The 19,150-nt window shown below is 37.5% G+C and carries 21 protein-coding genes; all 21 read right to left on the reverse strand.

The window, feature by feature from the left end; genetic code table 11:
- Positions 1–62: 62 nt before the first annotated feature.
- The 21 genes from dprA to fapR all read right to left on the reverse strand — a co-directional run bounded on the left by dprA (position 63) and on the right by fapR (position 19,094).
- The gene (gene dprA / locus ACHZK0_RS18505; RefSeq protein ID WP_262740384.1) at positions 63–932 is read right to left on the reverse strand and encodes a DNA-processing protein DprA; all 870 of its coding nucleotides are present in this window, start codon (positions 930–932) and stop codon (positions 63–65) included.
- 87 nt (positions 933–1,019) lie between these two features.
- Complete coding sequence (sucD, locus tag ACHZK0_RS18510; protein WP_000115178.1) at positions 1,020–1,922, reverse strand: succinate--CoA ligase subunit alpha; 903 nt, start codon at positions 1,920–1,922, stop codon at positions 1,020–1,022.
- Between the two features lie 19 nt (positions 1,923–1,941).
- Positions 1,942–3,102, reverse strand: coding sequence for an ADP-forming succinate--CoA ligase subunit beta (gene sucC, locus ACHZK0_RS18515; protein WP_395760799.1), 1,161 nt, complete (start codon positions 3,100–3,102; stop codon positions 1,942–1,944).
- Between the two features lie 194 nt (positions 3,103–3,296).
- Complete coding sequence (locus ACHZK0_RS18520) at positions 3,297–4,070, reverse strand: ribonuclease HII (RefSeq protein WP_088097494.1); 774 nt, start codon at positions 4,068–4,070, stop codon at positions 3,297–3,299.
- Positions 4,071–4,121: 51 nt separating this feature from the next.
- Positions 4,122–5,012 carry a ribosome biogenesis GTPase YlqF gene (gene ylqF / locus ACHZK0_RS18525; RefSeq protein ID WP_000236692.1) on the reverse strand — a complete coding sequence of 297 codons (891 nt, stop codon included), beginning with the start codon at positions 5,010–5,012 and terminating at the stop codon, positions 4,122–4,124.
- 20 nt (positions 5,013–5,032) lie between these two features.
- A complete protein-coding gene (lepB, locus tag ACHZK0_RS18530) occupies positions 5,033–5,584 on the reverse strand; it encodes a signal peptidase I (protein WP_000711857.1) in 552 nt (183 codons plus the stop codon).
- Between the two features lie 101 nt (positions 5,585–5,685).
- Positions 5,686–6,030: a 50S ribosomal protein L19 gene (rplS, locus tag ACHZK0_RS18535; RefSeq protein ID WP_001186518.1), complete on the reverse strand. Its 345-nt coding sequence runs from the start codon at positions 6,028–6,030 to the stop codon at positions 5,686–5,688.
- Positions 6,031–6,176: 146 nt separating this feature from the next.
- Complete coding sequence (trmD, locus tag ACHZK0_RS18540; RefSeq protein WP_061678208.1) at positions 6,177–6,911, reverse strand: tRNA (guanosine(37)-N1)-methyltransferase TrmD; 735 nt, start codon at positions 6,909–6,911, stop codon at positions 6,177–6,179.
- Positions 6,911–7,426: a ribosome maturation factor RimM gene (gene rimM, locus ACHZK0_RS18545; RefSeq protein WP_000170282.1), complete on the reverse strand. Its 516-nt coding sequence runs from the start codon at positions 7,424–7,426 to the stop codon at positions 6,911–6,913. Before rimM ends, trmD begins: the two co-directional genes overlap by 1 nt.
- 121 nt (positions 7,427–7,547) lie before the next feature.
- A complete protein-coding gene (locus ACHZK0_RS18550; RefSeq protein ID WP_000737399.1) occupies positions 7,548–7,775 on the reverse strand; it encodes a KH domain-containing protein in 228 nt (75 codons plus the stop codon).
- 14 nt (positions 7,776–7,789) lie between these two features.
- Positions 7,790–8,062, reverse strand: coding sequence for a 30S ribosomal protein S16 (rpsP, locus tag ACHZK0_RS18555; RefSeq protein ID WP_000268750.1), 273 nt, complete (start codon positions 8,060–8,062; stop codon positions 7,790–7,792).
- Positions 8,063–8,162: 100 nt separating this feature from the next.
- On the reverse strand, positions 8,163–9,512 hold the full coding sequence (gene ffh, locus ACHZK0_RS18560; RefSeq protein WP_000863466.1) for a signal recognition particle protein: 1,350 nt from the start codon (positions 9,510–9,512) through the stop codon (positions 8,163–8,165).
- Between the two features lie 12 nt (positions 9,513–9,524).
- The gene (locus ACHZK0_RS18565) at positions 9,525–9,857 is read right to left on the reverse strand and encodes a putative DNA-binding protein (RefSeq protein ID WP_000891061.1); all 333 of its coding nucleotides are present in this window, start codon (positions 9,855–9,857) and stop codon (positions 9,525–9,527) included.
- A gap of 134 nt (positions 9,858–9,991) precedes the next feature.
- Positions 9,992–10,981: a signal recognition particle-docking protein FtsY gene (gene ftsY / locus ACHZK0_RS18570; RefSeq protein ID WP_000007660.1), complete on the reverse strand. Its 990-nt coding sequence runs from the start codon at positions 10,979–10,981 to the stop codon at positions 9,992–9,994.
- Positions 10,982–10,996: 15 nt separating this feature from the next.
- Positions 10,997–14,566, reverse strand: coding sequence for a chromosome segregation protein SMC (gene smc, locus ACHZK0_RS18575; RefSeq protein ID WP_395760800.1), 3,570 nt, complete (start codon positions 14,564–14,566; stop codon positions 10,997–10,999).
- A 147-nt stretch (positions 14,567–14,713) separates the two neighbouring features.
- Positions 14,714–15,451, reverse strand: coding sequence for a ribonuclease III (rncS, locus tag ACHZK0_RS18580; RefSeq protein WP_001146868.1), 738 nt, complete (start codon positions 15,449–15,451; stop codon positions 14,714–14,716).
- Positions 15,452–15,509: 58 nt separating this feature from the next.
- Positions 15,510–15,743 (reverse strand): acyl carrier protein, encoded by a 234-nt coding sequence (gene acpP, locus ACHZK0_RS18585; protein WP_000786062.1) that lies wholly within the window; start codon positions 15,741–15,743, stop codon positions 15,510–15,512.
- A gap of 69 nt (positions 15,744–15,812) precedes the next feature.
- Entirely contained in the window at positions 15,813–16,553 is a 741-nt protein-coding gene (gene fabG, locus ACHZK0_RS18590; protein WP_061678211.1) for a 3-oxoacyl-[acyl-carrier-protein] reductase, read from the reverse strand.
- Entirely contained in the window at positions 16,553–17,497 is a 945-nt protein-coding gene (fabD, locus tag ACHZK0_RS18595; RefSeq protein WP_262740387.1) for an ACP S-malonyltransferase, read from the reverse strand. The genes fabG and fabD overlap by 1 nt, the downstream gene beginning before the upstream one ends.
- Positions 17,498–17,511: 14 nt before the next feature.
- Positions 17,512–18,504 (reverse strand): phosphate acyltransferase PlsX, encoded by a 993-nt coding sequence (gene plsX / locus ACHZK0_RS18600; protein WP_262740388.1) that lies wholly within the window; start codon positions 18,502–18,504, stop codon positions 17,512–17,514.
- Complete coding sequence (gene fapR / locus ACHZK0_RS18605) at positions 18,501–19,094, reverse strand: transcription factor FapR (protein WP_000747352.1); 594 nt, start codon at positions 19,092–19,094, stop codon at positions 18,501–18,503. Before fapR ends, plsX begins: the two co-directional genes overlap by 4 nt.
- Between the last annotated feature and the right edge of the window lie 56 nt (positions 19,095–19,150).

Below are 19,150 nucleotides of genomic sequence, written 5' to 3' on the forward strand. Positions count from 1 at the left end.
ACCATACAGTGCCTTTCTACCATTTGTCAATAATTGTTTAATAAAAACATGAAAATATAAGGTTAATTTAAAATCTCTTCCAAGATATCTTCTGCATTTCTTACTAGTTTTGCTCCTTGTTGAATTAGATGATTCGTTCCTGATGCACTATCTATAAATATAGGTCCAGGAAGTGCAAATACCTCTCTATTTTGCTCTAAAGCAAGGTCCGCAGTAATAAGTGTTCCACTTCTTGATTTCGCTTCTACAACTAAAACACCCTTACTTATACCGCTAATGATTCGGTTCCTTTTTGGAAAATACCATTTTTTCGGTGCATAGTGCGGCGGATACTCTGTTAATAACAATATATATTCATTCCATGTTTCATATAAATGTCTATTCTCTTTTGGATACATATACGATAATCCATGTCCTAGTATTGCAATAGTCGGACAATGCCGTCTTACTGTAATTTCATGAGCCATTGTATCTATCCCTCTTGCAAACCCACTGACAATAAGCCATTCTCTTTCTAATAATGGGTGTAAAATAAATTGTAAACTCTCATGCCCATATAAAGTCGGTTCTCTCGTTCCAATAACCGCTAATTTATTCGCCTTATTGAGAAAATCCTTCTCACCTTTTCCATATAACACAAAGGGCGGATCTTGTATTTCACGTAATAATTGTGGATAATCTTCATCACAGATAGTCATATAAAAGATTCGATTTTTCTCTAAATAAGATATATATTGCGAGAGATTTGAACTTTGAAGAAAACGTACTAATTCTGAAGATTTTTTCGAGGATATTCCAGTGTAGTATTCCACTTGTGTTGCATTAAAAGTGTATATTCCCTTCAATTCAGGATCGACATATAGTAGTCTTTCCATCGCCTTCCAATGATCTGCTAAAAAATAATGAAGATGTAATAATCGTTCTCTTTTCATCTTAATTCTCCTTACCCATAATTTTTATTATGTAAACAAGAATTACGTAAAAAGACACCTTCAAGCAAGAAGGTGTCTTTCAACAGATTAGTAGTTTTTACAAGTCTCAAATAGACCTTTTTCTTTTAAGACAGAGATTAGCGTTTCGCCCATAACCGCTGGAGTTTCCGCTACTTTAATACCACAAGCTTCCATCGTTTTAATCTTTTCAGCAGCAGTTCCTTTACCACCAGAAATGATTGCACCAGCATGGCCCATACGTTTGCCTGCAGGCGCTGTTTGGCCACCAATGAAGCCTACAACAGGTTTTGTCATATTAGCTTTCACCCATTCAGCTGCCTCTTCTTCCGCTGTACCACCGATTTCACCAATCATAATTACAGCATGCGTTTCTTCATCTTCATTAAATGCTTTTAACGCATCAATAAAGTCCGTACCGTTAACTGGGTCCCCACCGATACCTACAGCAGTAGATTGGCCAATACCTTCTTGTGTTAACTGATGTACAGCCTCATACGTTAATGTACCAGAGCGAGATACGATACCTACATGGCCTTTTTTATGAATGTAACCTGGCATAATACCAATTTTGCATTCATCAGGCGTAATAACACCAGGACAGTTTGGTCCAAGTAAACGTGTATGTTTACCTGCCATATATCTCTTTACGTTTACCATATCTAATACAGGAATTCCTTCAGTAATACATACTACTAAATCGATTTCTGCATCAACTGCTTCCATAATTGCATCAGCCGCAAAAGCGGGTGGAACGTATACAACTGAAGCATTTGCGCCTGTTGCTTTCACTGCATCTTCTACAGTATCAAATACTGGTACACCTTCAATATCAGTGCCACCTTTACCTGGCGTTACACCACCGACAATTTTCGTACCGTATTCAATCATTTGTTTTGTGTGGAATAATCCTTGAGAACCTGTAATACCTTGAACAATAACTTTTGTATCTTTATTAACTAATACGCTCATTTTTCTCCCCCGCTTTCTATTAGCCCACTAGTGAAACAATTTTTTGTGCACCGTCTGCCATAGATTCTGCTGCAACAATATTTAAGCCAGACTCATTTAAAATCTTCTTACCTAACTCTACGTTTGTACCTTCAAGACGTACAACTAAAGGCAATTCAAGACCTACTTGTTTCGTCGCTTCAATAACACCTTCTGCGATAACATCACACTTCATAATGCCACCAAAAATGTTAACGAAGATACCTTTTACATTTTTGTCAGAAAGGATAATTTTGAATGCTTCTGTAACTTTTTCAGCTGTTGCACCGCCACCAACATCTAAGAAGTTAGCTGGATCGCCATGGTAATGTTTAATGATATCCATTGTAGCCATCGCTAAACCTGCACCATTAACCATGCAACCGATATTTCCATCTAAAGGAATGTAGTTTAAGTCATATTTAGAAGCTTCAATTTCTTTTGAATCTTCTTCATCAAGATCACGAAGTTCTAAAATGTCTTTATTGCGATATAAAGCATTAGAATCAAAGTTTAATTTCGCATCTAATGCCATAACTTTACCGTTACCTGTTGTAACAAGTGGATTAATCTCCGCGATAGAGCAATCTTTTTCGATAAACGCACGGTATAAGCCCATCATAAACTTCACAGCTTGTCCTACAAGCTCTTTTGGAATATTGATGTTAAATGCGATTCGGCGCGCTTGGAAGCCTTGTAAGCCTACTGCTGGATCAATATATTCTTTAAAGATTTTTTCAGGTGTTTGTTCTGCTACTTCTTCAATTTCTGTTCCACCTTCTTCAGATGCCATTAAAACAACTTGAGAAGTTGCACGATCTAAAACTAGACCAACATAATATTCTTTTTTAATATCGCAACCTTCTTCGATAAGTAAGCGTTTTACTTCCTTACCTTCAGGACCTGTTTGATGTGTCACAAGTGTAGTTCCTAAAATGCTCTCTGCATATGTACGAACTTCATCTAAATTTTTTGCAACTTTTACTCCGCCAGCTTTGCCGCGTCCACCAGCGTGAATTTGTGCTTTTACTACACATACATCCGTTCCTAATTCTTTCGCTGCTTCTACAGCTTCTTCTACTGTAAATGCAACCTTCCCGTTCGGAACGCTAACCCCATAGCTTCTAAGGACTGCCTTACCTTGGTACTCATGGATATTCATAGTCCCATCCTCCCCTGTTTTCCTGTTTTACTCGAAAAGTTTTTTAATGTTTAAAAAACATTACATTGCCATTGTATAAGATGATTGGCACGCTGTCTACAATAAAGTGTCAGAAAACTGAAATCGCTTTATTCTTTTTTGAAAATAGTAATGTTCATATACCAAAATAAAAAAATAAGCTGCATATTCGCAGCTTATTTTTGAATCATATCTTTAATTGGCGCAAACGATTTCCGATGTTCTTCTAATACTCCATGCGCTTCAATCGCTTCTAAATGTTGTTTTGTACCATATCCCATATGTTGTTCAAATCCATATGCAGGATACTTTTCTCCAAGTTCTTTCATCATACGATCTCTCGTTACCTTCGCAATAATGGATGCAGCTGAAATAGAAATACTTTTCGCATCACCTTTAATAATGGATGTTTGCGGAATTGGTGTAGGAAGTTTCATCGCATCAATTAATAAATATTCTGGTGCACAAGATAAATTCGCAACAGCATCTAACATCGCTTGTTTCGTCGCTTGATAAATATTTATCTCATCAATAATTTGTGGTGATACAATTCCAACTCCAATTGCAATTGCTTGTGCTTTGATTTCATCATAAAAACGCTCTCGCTTCGCCTCACTCAGCTTTTTCGAGTCATTTAACCCTGGAATATAAAAATCTTCCGGAAGGACAACAGCTGCCGTCACGACAGGCCCAGCTAGTGGCCCACGCCCTACTTCATCTATACCCGCGATAAGTGTGAGCCCTTTTTCACGTAATGCAATCTCGTACCTAGACATTTCGAAAAACTTTTCTTTTTCTTTCTGCGCTAGCTCTTTTTGTTTATGCCACTTCAAAATGAGCTTTTGTATCCCTTTCCGCTCGTCTTTCATTAATAGTTGAAAGCGATCATCTTCTTCACTCATTATTTCATGCAGTAAACGTTCAGCTTCTTGAATAGTCACTTTTTGCATTCATGCCACTCCCTTTATATACAAAAAAGAAAAGACGCACTAACGCACGTCTTATACTTCTTCTATTTTTTCTACATCTTCTGTCTGCTCTGCAAACTCTTCCGGTGTTTCAAACGTCATTTTTCCAAGTTTTCCACCGCGAAGCTCACGAAGTACAAGCTCAGATGTTTTATCATAATCAATCATTCCGCCGCCCATTAAACAGCCTCTATTTTTTCCAATTGCATCGAATAACTCTACAATATCTTCTGGAATTTCATTTAAATTATATCGTTCTTTCAGACGTTCTGGATAATGTTTCTCCATAAAACGTAGTGCATAAACAGCAACATCTTGTAAATTTAAAATTGAATCTTTAATTGCGCCTGTTGTCGCTAAACGAAGACCCACTAGTTGATCTTCAAATTTAGGCCATAAAATACCAGGTGTATCTAACAGTTCCATTTCCTTCCCAACTTTAATCCATTGTTGAGCTGTTGTCACACCAGGGCGATCTCCTGTTTTAGCAATATTTTTCTTCGCTAACTTATTAATTAACGTAGATTTACCAACATTCGGTATACCTACAATTAATGCACGAATCGCTCTCGGTCTAATACCTTTTGCAGCCATTTTATCAAATTTTTCTTTCACCAACACTTTACAAGCTGCTGCAATTTCCTTCATACCTTGTCCAGCTTGTGCGTTAATTGAAATTGCCATTTGGTCTTTTTCTTTAAAATATGCGATCCATTGCTTTGTTAAACGATCATCTGCCATATCCGCTTTATTTAAAACAACAAGCCTCGGTTTATGTGTAATGATCTCATCGATCATTGGATTTCGAGAAGATAAAGGTAATCGAGCATCTACAAGCTCAATTACAACATCAATTAACTTTAATTTTTCTGTTACTTGGCGTCTAGCCTTTGCCATATGTCCCGGGAACCATTGAATTACCATGTTGCCACCTTCTTTTTCTTTTATTTCACAATACGAGCATCTTTTAACGGCCAGTATAGTATATTTGCTTTTCCAATCACTTGGTCCATTGAAATTGTACCAATTGAGCGACTATCTTTACTAAAACGACGATTATCACCTAAAACAAATAATTGACCTTCTGGAACAGTTTTCTTCCCTGTCATTTCTTCAAGAGTAAAATCATATGTAAGCGGTCCGTCAGCAATTTGTTTTTTCTGCTTGTCTAAATACGGCTCCTCATAAGCCTTTCCGTTAACATATAGTTTATCATTACGATACTCTATTTCATCGCCTGGCAGACCGATAATGCGCTTAATATAATCCTTATCTTCCGTAGCTCGGAATACGATAATATCAAATCGTTTCGGATCTCCTATGTGATAACCAATTTTATTGACAATCATTCGATCGCGATCATGTAAAGTAGACGCCATCGACACTCCATCTACGAGAATTGGCGCAAAGAAAAACTGTCTAATAACACCCGCTAATACAACAGCAATCAAAATTGCCTTGATCCATTCCCAAAGTGAACTCTTTTCTTTCTTCATGCATTTCCCCTCCACGATTATGTAAGCTGCTCGTATTATATCAAAATTTTATATAGATTGGAAAAAGGGAGCTTGTGCATTTACAAGCTCCCATACATGTCTTATCGAATTTCTTTAATACGTGCTTTTTTACCGCGAAGGTTACGTAAGTAGTATAACTTAGCACGACGTACTTTACCACGACGAAGTACTTCAAGTTTCGCGATTCTTGGCGTGTGAACTGGGAATGTACGCTCAACACCTACACCGTAAGAAATCTTACGAACTGTGAATGTTTCACTGATTCCGCCACCACGACGTTTAATTACAACACCTTCGAAAAGCTGAATTCTTTCACGAGTTCCCTCAACTACTTTTACGTGTACACGTAAAGTGTCTCCAGGACGGAATGAAGGAAGGTCAGTTTTTAATTGGCCTTGAGTAATTTCTGCGATTAATTGTTGCATATTAAATTCTCTCCTTTAAACAGATGCTCTTATAAAGTCTTAATAAATTACAGCGGAACATCGTTAATACGGCCACTGATTTCAGTAGCACAAGTGTTATAATAGCATATTGCTAGGACTGTTGCAATAGAAAATATATCTAGCCCTTACTTGTCTTCTTTAATCTGTTCTAGCCATTTCACTTCTTGCTTAGATAACTCTCGTTCTTCCAGTAAATCCGGTCTACGCGTGTACGTACGACGTAGTGATTCTTTGTGTCGCCATTCATCAATATTTTTATGATTTCCTGACATTAATACATTCGGTACCTTCATACCACGAAAATCAGCTGGACGTGTATAATGAGGATGTTCTAATAAACCTGTACTAAACGAATCCTCAACTTGTGAAGCATGATTTCCTAACACTCCTGGCAGAAGACGCACGACACTATCAGTAATAACCATAGAGGCTAACTCTCCGCCGGTTAATACGTAGTCACCAATAGAAATCTCATCTGTTACGAGATGCTCACGAATTCGTTCATCGTACCCTTCATAATGACCACACACAAAAATAACATGCTCTTCTTCAGCAAGCTCTTCTGCCTTCTTCTGCGTAAAACGCTCTCCTTGTGGACACATTAAAACAACTCTCGGTTTACGGTCTGTTTCCTTCGTTAACTCTTCCACTGCATCAAAGATAGGCTGAGGGGTTAATACCATCCCAGCTCCACCACCATACGGATAATCATCTACGCTATTATGCTTACTCGTTGTATAATCGCGGAAATTGACAACACGAAGCTCTACCGCTTCTTTTTCTTGTGCTTTCTTTAAAATTGAAGATCCAAACACACCCGTAAACATATCTGGAAACAATGTTAAGATGTCAATTTTCATTATAGCAATCCTTCCATTACATGAATGGTTACTAATTTATTCTCAATGTTAACTTGAAGTACAACATCATCAATATAAGGAATTAATAGATCTTGACCTTTTGGACGTTTAATTACCCAAACATCATTTGCACCAGGAGATAAAATTTCTTTTATTGTTCCTAACGCTTCTCCTTCTTCCGTTACAACACTGCAACCAATAATTTCATGGTAGTAGTATTCGCCTTCAGCTAGTTCACCTAACTGCTCTTCTGGTACTTTTATTAAAGAACCTTTAAACTTCTCTGCTTCATCTACATTGTTGTATCCTTCAAATGTTAATAAATCAAATGTCTTATGTTGACGATGAGAAGTTACTTTCACCGGAAGGTAGTCTGTACTTTTCTCGTTACTTATGTATAATGTGTTTCCTACTTTATATCGCTCTTCTGGAAAATCAGTACGAGAAATAACACGAATTTCTCCTCTTACGCCATGAGTATTTACAATTTTCCCTACGTTAAACCACTTTGTCATAAATAGTATGTCACCCCTGGTTTCTATATAAATTAAGCATTTCCATTTCATATATGGAACATGCAACTTCTCTTTAAATGTTAAAAAAGGGAGAGGAAATAACTCCTCGCCCTTTTTACGTTTATTGAATTTCCAGTGTTACTTTTTCATCATTATGATGTCCCACTGAATACAAGAGCATTCGAATTGCTTTCGCAACTCTCCCTTGCTTTCCAATGACTTTTCCAACATCCTCAGGATGTACAGTTAATCGATACTTTATCTCTCCGTTGTAAAGTTCCTGTGTAACTTTTACATCTTCAGGATGATCGACAAGAGGCTTGACAATCGTCTCGACTAACTTCTTCATAGTCATTGCCTCAATTACTTACCTTGTTTAGATAAGTGGAATTTCTCCATGATACCTTGGTTAGAGAATAAGTTACGAACTGTATCAGATGGTTTAGCACCATTTCCTAACCATTTTAATGCTGCTTCTTCGTTGATCTTAACTTCAGCTGGTTGAGCAACCGGATTGTAAGTACCGATTTCCTCAATGAAACGTCCGTCACGAGGAGAACGAGAATCTGCAACAACTACACGATAGAAAGGAGTTTTTTTAGCTCCCATACGTTTTAAACGAATTTTAACTGCCATTTATAAAGCACCTCCGAATTTATTTCACACAGATAATTATATTAGCAAAAAGACTATTGCTTTGTAAAGTATTTTTTCTTAACAGAGCCATCTTTTTTCCTTACATGAATGGAAACTTCAATCCACCTAGTCCTTTTTTCTTACCTTTTTGCATTCCAGTCATCGTTTTCATCATCTTTTTCATATCATCAAATTGCTTGATTAAACGATTGATCTCTTGTACCGTTGTACCGCTACCTTTGGCAATGCGCTTTTTGCGACTAGCATTGATTATTTCCGGTTGTTCTCGCTCTAATTTAGTCATAGAACGAATAATTGCCTCAATATGCCCAATTTGTTTTTCATCAACTTGCGCATTTTTCAGCCCTTTAATTTTATTTGCACCAGGAAGCATTCCTAACAATTCATCAAGCGGTCCAAGTTGACGCACTTGTCCAAGTTGTTCTAGGAAATCGTCAAGCGTAAACGAAAGCGTACGCATTTTTTGCTCAAGTTCTTTTGCTTTCTCTTCATCAACTGTAGCTTGCGCTTTTTCAATTAATGTTAAGACGTCTCCCATCCCTAAAATACGGGATGCCATACGCTCTGGATGGAACGCTTCAATCGCATCTAGTTTTTCACCCATACCAGCAAATTTAATCGGTGTATTTGTTACAGCTTTAATAGATAATGCCGCACCACCGCGCGTATCACCATCTAATTTCGTTAATACAACACCTGTTAAACCTAACTGTTCATGGAAACTTTGTGCAACATTTACCGCGTCTTGACCCGTCATCGCATCGACAACAAGGAAAATTTCATCCGGTTTCGCAACTTCTTTCACTTTCGCTAATTCATCCATTAGTTCTTCATCAATATGCAGGCGACCTGCTGTATCGATTAAAACATAATCGTGATGATCTTCTTTTGCTTTTGCAATCGCTTGTTTCGCAATTTCAACAGGACTTACTTGATCTCCTAAAGAGAATACAGGCATGTCCAATTGCTTCCCTAATGTTTCAAGCTGTTTAATCGCTGCTGGACGGTAAATATCCGCTGCAACAAGCATCGGTTTACGATTATGCTTTTTACGAAGCAAATTCGCAAGCTTACCTGTCGTCGTTGTTTTACCCGCACCTTGCAGACCAACCATCATTATAACAGTCGGTGGCCTATTAGCAACAGCAATTTTGCTTTGCTCTCCGCCCATAAGTTCTGTAAGTTCTTCCTGTACGACTTTAATTACTTGTTGTCCAGGTGTCAAACTTGTCATTACATCTTGTCCGACAGCACGTTCAGACACACGCTTTACAAAATCTTTTACTACTTTAAAGTTAACGTCCGCTTCTAAAAGAGCTAGACGAACTTCTCTCATCATTTCTTTCACATCGGCTTCAGAAACTTTTCCTTTGCCGCGGATTTTTTGCATTGTCTGTTGAAGTCGGTCGGCTAATCCTTCAAATGCCATATTGCCGCCCTCCTAATCTAATTTTTCGATAGCTTCAACAACTTGTTTCATTTCTTCATTCACATGCTCTTCTTCGCTGATTAGCTGTTTTAGCTTTGCAACAAGTCGCTGTCGCTCTTGAAACTTTTGAAGTAATACTAATTTATCTTCATATTCTTCAAGCATCGCTTCAGTCCGTTTAATGTTATCATACACGGCTTGGCGACTTACATCAAATTCTTCCGCAATTTCACCAAGAGATAAATCATCTAGATAATAAAGCGACATATAACTTCTTTGTTTTTGCGTTAACAACGATTGATAAAAATCAAATAAATAGTTCATTCTCGTTGTTTTCTCGAGCATGTTGGATCATCCTTTGTTAAGTGATTTCCCTTTACATGAATTAGTTTACATGGAGTAGAAAAGAGTGTCAAGTTTTTTTCTTAACATCACATGTTTTTTATAGAAAAAGAAGCGGAAAATACCGCTTCTTTCACTTACACTTCTTCTGTTTCTACTAAGTTCGCAAATAAACCATACACATATTGTTCTGGATCAAACTGCTGCAAGTCATCCATTTGCTCCCCTAATCCAACAAATTTCACCGGTACATCCATTTCGTTACGAATCGCTAATACAATACCACCTTTAGCAGTTCCATCTAACTTCGTTAAAACAATACCCGTAACATTCGTTGCTTCACGGAATGTTTTCGCTTGACTTAAACCGTTTTGTCCTGTTGTTGCATCAATAACAAGTAATACTTCATGAGGAGCCCCCGGTACTTCACGCTCAATTACACGCTTCACTTTCTCTAACTCTTTCATTAAGTTTACTTTATTTTGTAAGCGCCCTGCTGTGTCACATAGTAATACGTCTACTTTACGTGCTTTCGCAGCTTGTACAGCGTCATACATAACCGCCGCTGGATCAGATCCTGATCCTTGTTTAATCACTTCTACACCAACGCGATCGCCCCATACTTCTAATTGTTCAATTGCTCCCGCGCGGAATGTATCTCCTGCCGCCAATAGGACAGACTTACCTTCTGTTTTGAATTTATGTGCTAGTTTACCAATCGTCGTAGTTTTTCCTACGCCATTAACACCGACAAATAAAACAACTGTTAATTGATCCTCTTGCATATTAATTTCGTTACTAAATTCACTGTCACCTTTGTAAATTCCTACTAACTTTTCTGAAATAACAGCTTGTACTTCTTTTGGATCCTGGATGTTACGACGCTGCACTTCTTCTTTCAATTGATCAATTAATTCCATTACCGTCGAAACTCCGACATCTGCACCAATTAAAATTTCTTCTAGTTCCTCAAAGAAATCTTCATCTACTTTACGATAACGATAAACTAAATCATTTACTTTATCTGCAAACGAATTCCTCGTCTTTTCTAACCCTTGTTTAAATTTCTCTGTTACCGTATCTGTTTGTTTTGAAATTTTTTCTTTTAATTTTTTAAAAAAGCTCATACTGTCCCATCCTTCCTAATTACTTGCCACTAGTTCTTCTCCATCATCTAAACGAACCGAAACAAGTTTAGATACCCCTGACTCTTGCATGGTTACACCGTACAATACGTCAGACTCTTCCATTGTACCTTTTCTATGTGTAATGACAATAAACTGTGTCTCATCACTAAATTTCTTTAAATACTGTGCAAAACGGGCAACATTCGCCTCATCAAGAGCCGCCTCTACCTCATCTAGTACACAGAACGGAACTGGACGCACTTTTAAAATACCAAATAGCAGCGCAATTGCTGTTAAAGCACGCTCTCCACCTGAAAGTAAACCTAAGTTTTGTAGTTTCTTCCCTGGCGGTTGCGCTACAATATCAATACCCGTATTTAATAAGTCCTCTGGATTCGTCATGACTAAATCCGCTCTACCGCCTCCAAATAATTCAGAGAATACCGATTGAAACTCCATTCGGATTCCTTCAAACGTAGTAGAGAAACGTTTTTTCATCTCTTCATCCATTTCAGTAATAAGCTGGTGCAATGTCGTTTTCGCTTCTTCTAGGTCATCTTTTTGCTCCAATAAGAATGTATGACGCTCTGCTACACGCTCATACTCTTCAATTGCCCCTAAGTTCACTGTGCCTAGCTCTTCGATGGATAGTTTAATTAGTTTCACCTTTTTACGTGCATCCTCAGCAGGCATTATCATTGTATACTTCAATTTTGCTGCTTCAAATGAAATTGTATATGTTTCACGTAAATGTTGTAATCTATTTTCTAACTCTACATCAAGTCGGTTTATTTTTACTTCTTGATCTTTCAACATCTCAAGAATGTATTTATGCTTACCTGTTGTTTCTTTCAGATTACGCTCTAACTGTTCTACTCTCTCTTGTAACGATATACGTTGTTCACGACGAGAGCGAATTAACTCTGAAGTTTGATTACGATCATATGCTTTCTTCTCAATCATATTCGTAATTTGCTCTTCACCACTTGAATTCGATGTCATTTCTTGTTTTAAGAATGCTAAATCCTCTTTCGTTTTGACAAGCGTTGCATCCGTTTCTTCTTTTTCCTTCGTCAATCGTTCAACTTTTTCTTTTTGATTAGATAAGCGTTGTTGCTTTTCAGCCGCCAACACTTTTAACTCAGTCATTTCTTTTTGAACTTTTTCTTTCGAAGAATGCTGCTCACTTTTTTGTTTTGTTAAAGCGACAATTTTGCTATCTAATCCCGTAATCTCTGCTTGAAGAGTCGCTAAAATCTTTTCTAGCTCTTCTTTACGCCCTTGTATCTTCACTTGATCTTGTAAGAATCCTTCAATCTCTAAATCGTAAATAGATAAACGATCATTAATACGATGTTCTTCTAATTCTAAGCGATTAATTTCTTCTCTTAATTTCTGTTCATCTACACGCTCTACTTCTACACTTTGCCTTAGTTCGCGTATTTGCACTTCTCTTTCTTGAATCTCTTGCTTTACTGCTTTAACAAAGTTTTCTAACTTCGTTGTTTTCTCTTCCATATCAGTTAACTTGCTCGTCCACTCTTCTAGTTCACGTTGGCGTCCTAATAAAGAAGATTTCGCCTGTTTTACCGCTCCACCTGTCATAGAACCACCAGGGTTCACTACATCACCTTCGATTGTTACAATGCGATAACGGTATTGCAGTTGTTTCGCTAACTCATTTGCCCCGCGTAAATCTTTTGCAACAATAACAGTACCTAATAAATTCGAAACTACATTTTCATATTTATTGTTATATTGCACAAGTTCTGCGGCCACACCTACAAACGATGGGTGTTGATTTACAATACGTAATTGTTCAAATGATAACGATCTACTTTTAATAACAGCTTGCGGTAAAAACGTTGCTCGCCCATGTTTGTTTTGTTTTAAAAACGCAATTGCATTACGAGCATGTTCTTCTTTTTGTACGACAATATGCTGCATTGCTGCACCTAGAGCAATTTCCATTGCAATTTCATATTCTTCCGGTACTGTTAGCAGTTCTGCAACAGCACCCTCGATACCTTGCAATTTATTTTCTCTAGCTTTTAATACTTCACGTACTCCTTGATAGAAACCAGAATAATCTTCTTGCATCTCTTCTAGCATTTCTTTTCGAGAACGTGCCTGTTGTACAAATTGATACGCTTGATACAGTTTTGTTTCATTTTCACTATACTGCGTCTTGCATTTCCCAAGTGCTGCTTCTGTCTTTTGTATATTCGAAAGGATACCAGCTACTTTTTCTTTCACTTGTTCATAACTTTCCACAAGCTTCGTCTTTTTCGCGGTAATTTCCATACGCATTTCTACATATTTCGCATTTTCTTCATCGAGGCGTTCATTTTTAGAGTTTTGTTGTTTAGATTGTTCTTCAATCATAGATAACTCATTGCGATGACTAGCTTGTTGATTTAAAAGTTCAATATAGTCACCTTTTAAATTCTCAATTTGTTCCTCTAAATTGTCAGCAAAAGTTGCAAGCAGTAACTCATTATCATGCAATTTCGTCTCCAACTCTTTTACTTGATTTACAAATTGCATCAACACTCCTGTACTGGATTCAATTTCACCATCATAACTTGTAGCTTTCTCTGTTAATTCAACAATTAACTGCTCTAGTTGCGCACAATGCGTCGTTGCATTTTGTTTTCTCTCTTTTAATAACTCACGCTGTCCTTCTAACTTTTCTAGCTCTTTACTAGAAAGAAGAAGTACTTCTTGCAAGGAATCTACAGACTCATCTACTGCTTGTAATTGTCCTCGTAATTCCTCTAGCTCTTCTTCACCTTTTTGTAAATGCGTTGACATTTTAGCTTCTTCGTTTTTATTATGTCCAAACTGATTTCGAAGCGCTTCCCATTTCTCATGTAATTCTTCAATTTCATGTACAATAAGCGCCGCTTCTACTTTCTCTAATTCTTCTTTTTTCTCAAGATAATCTTTCGCAATAGAAGCTTGTCTTTCTAAAGGTTCTACTTGACTACTTAATTCGTGAATGATATCTTGTACACGATTTAAGTTTTCTTGTGTATCTGCTAATTTTGCTTCAGCTTTCTTTTTACGAAGTTTGTATTTCAGCACTCCAGCAGCTTCTTCAAATACACCACGACGTTCTTCCGATTTACTACTTAAAATCTCTTCAACTTTCCCCTGGCTAATAATCGAAAAAGCTTCTCTTCCCATACCAGAGTCCATAAATAAATCGATAATATCTTTCAATCTACATGATTGTTTATTAATATAAAAATCACTATCACCAGAACGAGATACACGACGTGTTACACACACCTCATTATATTCAATCGGTAAACGTTGATCTTCATTATTTAAAGTTAATGTTACTTCAGCAACATTAACTGCTCTTCTCGTATCACTGCCCGCAAAAATAATATCCTCCATCTTTGCACCACGTAATGATTTTGCAGATTGTTCACCAAGTACCCAGCGAATCGCATCAGTAATATTACTTTTCCCACTTCCATTAGGTCCTACTACAGAAGTTACACCTGGGACAAAATCAACAGATACGCGCTCAGCAAACGACTTAAATCCTGCTATTTCTAATCTTTTTAAAAACACGAAAGGCCTTCCTCCTATTCTCCGTTGTTATAACTGTTATCTATACAAAAACGAGCTATTATACGGATTTCCCTTCCCTTTATTCACAAACAAAAAGAAAGTTTCATTCTATGCATAAGGAATCCCCCTCATTCAAAGGGGGATTCCTTATAGTTGTTCTTTTAATTTTTTCAATGCTTCTGCAGCAGCTTGTTGCTCTGCTTCTTTTTTCGACTTGCCACTACCAAGACCTAGGGCCACGTTATTTAACGTAACACGTGACACAAATTCTCGGTTATGAGCCGGTCCTTTTTCTTGCAAAATTTGATACTCAATATTGCCACTACCATCACGCTGAATCAACTCTTGTAATTGACTCTTATAATCCATCACATGAGAAAAAGCACCTTCATTAATTTTCGGATATACAACTTCTTTTAAGAATCCCCAAACTGTTTCAAGCCCTTGATCAAGATAAAGGGCACCAATAAACGCTTCAAAGACATCCGCTAATAAAGCTGGTCGTTCACGTCCACCCGTCATTTCCTCGCCTTTTCCCAATAAAACAAGGCTACCAAATGACAATTCGTTTGCAAAACGAACAAGAGATGGTTCACATACAATAGCTGCACGTAGTTTTGTTAACTCTCCTTCGCTCATTGTCGGATATTTTTGAAACAGATACTGCGATACAGTGAGTTCCAATACAGCATCACCAAGAAATTCAAGACGCTCATTGTCCTCATGCGGTTTTTTTCGATGCTCATTCACATACGATGAATGCGTAAATGCTTGAATCAATAATTTTTCATCTGAAAACGTAATACCTATTTCTTCTTGAAATACTTTAAACGCTTCACGATATTTTGTTTCGTATTTTTTTTCTCTATGTTTTCGGTACGGCATAAGTCCCTCCAGATATAAGCCGAGAAGCCCCGCTAAAAAACGGGACTTCACTTAAGCATTATAGATGACTCTCTATGTAAGTCACAGCATCGCCAACAGTAGCAATCTTTTCAGCATCTTCATCAGAAATTTCCATTTCGAATTCATCTTCCAATTGCATTACAAGTTCTACTACATCTAGGGAGTCTGCGCCTAAATCTTCTTTAAAGCTCGCAGCTGGTACTACTTCAGTTTCTTCTACACCTAAACGATCAACGATGATTTTTGTTACACGCTCTAAAACATCTGCCATTCCATTCACCTCCCCTCAAATATTATATTAAATATTGGCCAAAAAAACTAGCTGAAATCAATTCTTTTATTACATTACCATACCGCCATCAACATTTAACGTTTGACCTGTAACATATTTGCTTTGATCAGAAGCAAAGAACGTTACAGCATTTGCGATATCCTCCGCTTCACCAAACTGAGCCACAGGAATTAATTTTAACATTTCAGCTTTTATATTTTCATCTAATACGTCTGTCATATCTGTAGCAATAAACCCAGGAGCAATTGCATTTACAGTAATATTACGGCTCGCTAACTCTTTTGCGGATGTTTTTGTTAATCCAATTACACCCGCTTTAGCAGCAACATAGTTTGCTTGTCCTGGATTACCTGTTACTCCAACAACAGAAGCGATATTAATAATACGCCCATGACGTTGACGCATCATGTATCGAGATACTGCCTTCGTACATAAGAATACACCTTTTAGGTTTGTATTAATAACTGTATCCCATTCTTCTTCTTTCATACGCATTAATAAATTATCTTTTGTTACACCTGCGTTATTTACAAGAATATCAACTTGTCCAAAAGTATCTACAGTTTGTTTCACCATATTTGTAACGTCTTCAGCATTTGCAACATCTGCTCTTACAGCAATTGCATCCGAACCTAATTTCTTTATTTCATCAACTACTTCATTTGCCTTTTGCTCATTACCAGCATAATTTACTACAACATTTGCCCCTTGTTTCGCTAAATCAATCGCAATTGCACGACCAATTCCACGTGAAGCGCCGGTTACTAATGCTACTTTCCCTTTTAACATCAGTTTTCTCCTCTCAAATTTGAAATGGTATCTTTTAATGTCTCTTCATCATATATCGCATATGCTTTCACTGATGAATCAATTGACTTCATAAGTCCAGCAAGTACTTTCCCAGGTCCAATCTCAATAAATGTATCTACCCCTTGACTCACCATATTTTCAATGGACGGGTACCATAAGACAGGCGAATAGAGCTGTTCAATTAGCTTTTCTTGAATATGTGTACCGCTTGTAATAACGTCTGCTGTTACATTTGCGATAACAGGAATATTCGTATCTTGAATTGTAATTTCATTTAGGACACTTTGGAACTTCTCAGCTGCCGGCTTCATAAGTGAAGAGTGGAACGGTCCACTTACCTTAAGCGGAATTGCTCTCTTTGCACCATTTTCTTTCGCTCTTTGAGAAGCAATCTCGACTCCTTGCTTCGTTCCAGAAATCACAATTTGCTTCGTACTATTCATATTAGCAATTTGTACCGCATATCCTTCACTTGTTACTTCTTCTGTAACTTGTTTCAGCATATGTGGATCAGCACCTAAAATAGCCGCCATTGCACCTTCTCCGCCAGGAACAGCTTCTTCCATATATTCCCCACGTTTCCTTACAGCGTATACAGCGTCTTCAAAAGTTATTGCACCCGCTGCTACAAGAGCGCTATACTCACCTAAACTATGTCCTGCAACAAAGTCTGGTGTAATATCATACTCTTTCAAAGCTGTCAAAATAGCAAAACTCGTCGTTAATAAGGCAGGCTGCGCATTTGTCGTTAACGTAAGCTTTTCCTGCGGTCCTTCAAAAATCACTTCTGAAAGTGAATCTTGCAACACCTCATCTGCTTTTGCAAACACATTTGCAACCTCTTTATTATTCTCCGCTAACTGTCTACCCATTCCAACCGCCTGTGAACCTTGGCCTGGAAAAAGAAATGCTAGTTTTCCCATTTCAAATCCTCCTCTTATTGGAGTGGCTCTTTCTCCATTACACTTGAAATAGTAGGAATTACTTCTTTCGCTACCATTTCTCTCGTTTGACGAATCGCACTAAATATCGATTGGTCATTGGAAGAACCGTGAGCCTTAATGACAGGAGCTTTCAATCCAAACAATGCCGCTCCCCCATACTCCGAATAATCCATTTTATCTTTTAATACCATAAGTTTTGGCTTTAATACCGCTGCTGCTAATTTACTCGTAAACGAACTCATTAACTGCTCTTTTAACATAGAGAATAATGCAAGTGCCGTTCCTTCTAATGATTTTAGCGCTACATTCCCTGTAAAACCATCACACACAACAACATCTGCTACACCTTGCAATAAATCTCTTGATTCAACGTTCCCAACGAAATTAATTGGGGCATCCTTAAGCATTGCAAAGACTTGTTTTGAAAGCTCGTTCCCTTTGCCATCCTCTGTTCCAACGTTCAAAAGTCCAACGCGAGGATTTTTAATTCCCCTTACTTTCTCAGCGTATACAGATCCCATTACTGCATATTGATATAAATGAATTGGTTTTGCATCAACGTTCGCTCCAACATCTAACATAACAAAACCTTCTCCATCAACAGTTGGCATTGTAGGGGATAAAGCTGGTCGCTCAATTCCTTCCATACGACCTACAACAAACAATCCAGCCGCCATTAAAGCTCCTGTACTACCAGCTGATATACAAGCATCCGCTACGCCGTCTTTCACTTGCTGCGCTGCTAGTACCATTGAAGCTTGTTTTTTTCGACGAACCGCTCTTACTGGTTCATCTGTCGATTCGATTTTTTCATCTGTATGAAGTATAGTAATTCGTTCTTCACTCGCTAAGTATTGACGAATTTCCTCTTCTTTCCCTACTAACGTAATATGTAAATCAGAATATTCCTTAATAGCTTTCATTGCTCCTAATACGACAGCCTTTGGAGCGTGATCGCCGCCCATTGCATCTATTGCGATTTTCATAAGTTGTTACCTTCCTCACTATAATTACTAGATCGATACATTTCAAAAGTGCCTGTAAAAACAAGTTCTTCTCCAACAAAGCTACGCACTTTTACAACGGTCCGTCCTTTATCATTCTCTACATCTTCAACGCGTGCTTTTGCAACAACACGCTCTCCTAATTTTACAGGACGAATGTATCGAATGGTAGACTTTGCAGTTAAAGCTAATTCTTCATCAATAACTGCAACAGCTAGTGAGTTTGCTTGTGCAAACAAATGATGCCCACGGGCAATCTGATTTCTTTTAAATACGTGTTCTACCTTCACTTCAAAGATAGAAATCGCATGTCTATCTAATTCTATATCGATAATTTCTCCGACAACCTCTTCTAACGGTAAAGATTTCACATCTTCTTCATGTTGCTTCGTAGCTACATGTTTAATTCTTTCTCTTAATTCAGGAATAGATAATTCCATACGATCAAGACGTACGGTTTGTATACTCACTTGAAATTTTTCTGCTAAATCTTCATCCGTAATAAAAGGATTCGTTTCTATTGTTTGTTGTAATAATTCTTGTCTTTCTTTTTTACTTCTTCTTTTTTTCATACCGCACCATCCATTTTTATGACTAGGTACTAACAGTAGTATATAATCATTAAAAG

The sequence above is a fragment of the Bacillus sp. 3G2 genome (assembly GCF_044324725.1).
Taxonomy (GTDB): Bacteria; Bacillota; Bacilli; order Bacillales; family Bacillaceae_G; genus Bacillus_A; species Bacillus_A mobilis.

Bases quoted from the DNA above. Each gene is read 5' to 3' on its own strand.
- rncS (WP_001146868.1), bottom strand. From the start codon at position 15,451: ATGCCGTACCGAAAACATAGAGAAAAAAAATACGAAACAAAATATCGT.
- ylqF (WP_000236692.1), bottom strand. From the start codon at position 5,012: ATGGTAATTCAATGGTTCCCGGGACATATGGCAAAGGCTAGACGCCAA.
- rimM (WP_000170282.1), bottom strand. From the start codon at position 7,426: ATGACAAAGTGGTTTAACGTAGGGAAAATTGTAAATACTCATGGCGTA.
- trmD (WP_061678208.1), bottom strand. From the start codon at position 6,911: ATGAAAATTGACATCTTAACATTGTTTCCAGATATGTTTACGGGTGTG.
- ffh (WP_000863466.1), bottom strand. From the start codon at position 9,512: ATGGCATTTGAAGGATTAGCCGACCGACTTCAACAGACAATGCAAAAA.
- rpsP (WP_000268750.1), bottom strand. From the start codon at position 8,062: ATGGCAGTTAAAATTCGTTTAAAACGTATGGGAGCTAAAAAAACTCCT.
- rplS (WP_001186518.1), bottom strand. From the start codon at position 6,030: ATGCAACAATTAATCGCAGAAATTACTCAAGGCCAATTAAAAACTGAC.
- acpP (WP_000786062.1), bottom strand. From the start codon at position 15,743: ATGGCAGATGTTTTAGAGCGTGTAACAAAAATCATCGTTGATCGTTTA.
- ACHZK0_RS18520 (WP_088097494.1), bottom strand. From the start codon at position 4,070: ATGCAAAAAGTGACTATTCAAGAAGCTGAACGTTTACTGCATGAAATA.
- fabD (WP_262740387.1), bottom strand. From the start codon at position 17,497: ATGGGAAAACTAGCATTTCTTTTTCCAGGCCAAGGTTCACAGGCGGTT.
- sucC (WP_395760799.1), bottom strand. From the start codon at position 3,102: ATGAATATCCATGAGTACCAAGGTAAGGCAGTCCTTAGAAGCTATGGG.
- ACHZK0_RS18565 (WP_000891061.1), bottom strand. From the start codon at position 9,857: ATGCTCGAGAAAACAACGAGAATGAACTATTTATTTGATTTTTATCAA.
- dprA (WP_262740384.1), bottom strand. From the start codon at position 932: ATGAAAAGAGAACGATTATTACATCTTCATTATTTTTTAGCAGATCAT.
- ftsY (WP_000007660.1), bottom strand. From the start codon at position 10,981: ATGAGCTTTTTTAAAAAATTAAAAGAAAAAATTTCAAAACAAACAGAT.
- plsX (WP_262740388.1), bottom strand. From the start codon at position 18,504: ATGAAAATCGCAATAGATGCAATGGGCGGCGATCACGCTCCAAAGGCT.
- fabG (WP_061678211.1), bottom strand. From the start codon at position 16,553: ATGTTAAAAGGGAAAGTAGCATTAGTAACCGGCGCTTCACGTGGAATT.
- ACHZK0_RS18550 (WP_000737399.1), bottom strand. From the start codon at position 7,775: ATGAAGAAGTTAGTCGAGACGATTGTCAAGCCTCTTGTCGATCATCCT.
- lepB (WP_000711857.1), bottom strand. From the start codon at position 5,584: ATGAAGAAAGAAAAGAGTTCACTTTGGGAATGGATCAAGGCAATTTTG.
- sucD (WP_000115178.1), bottom strand. From the start codon at position 1,922: ATGAGCGTATTAGTTAATAAAGATACAAAAGTTATTGTTCAAGGTATT.
- fapR (WP_000747352.1), bottom strand. From the start codon at position 19,094: ATGAAAAAAAGAAGAAGTAAAAAAGAAAGACAAGAATTATTACAACAA.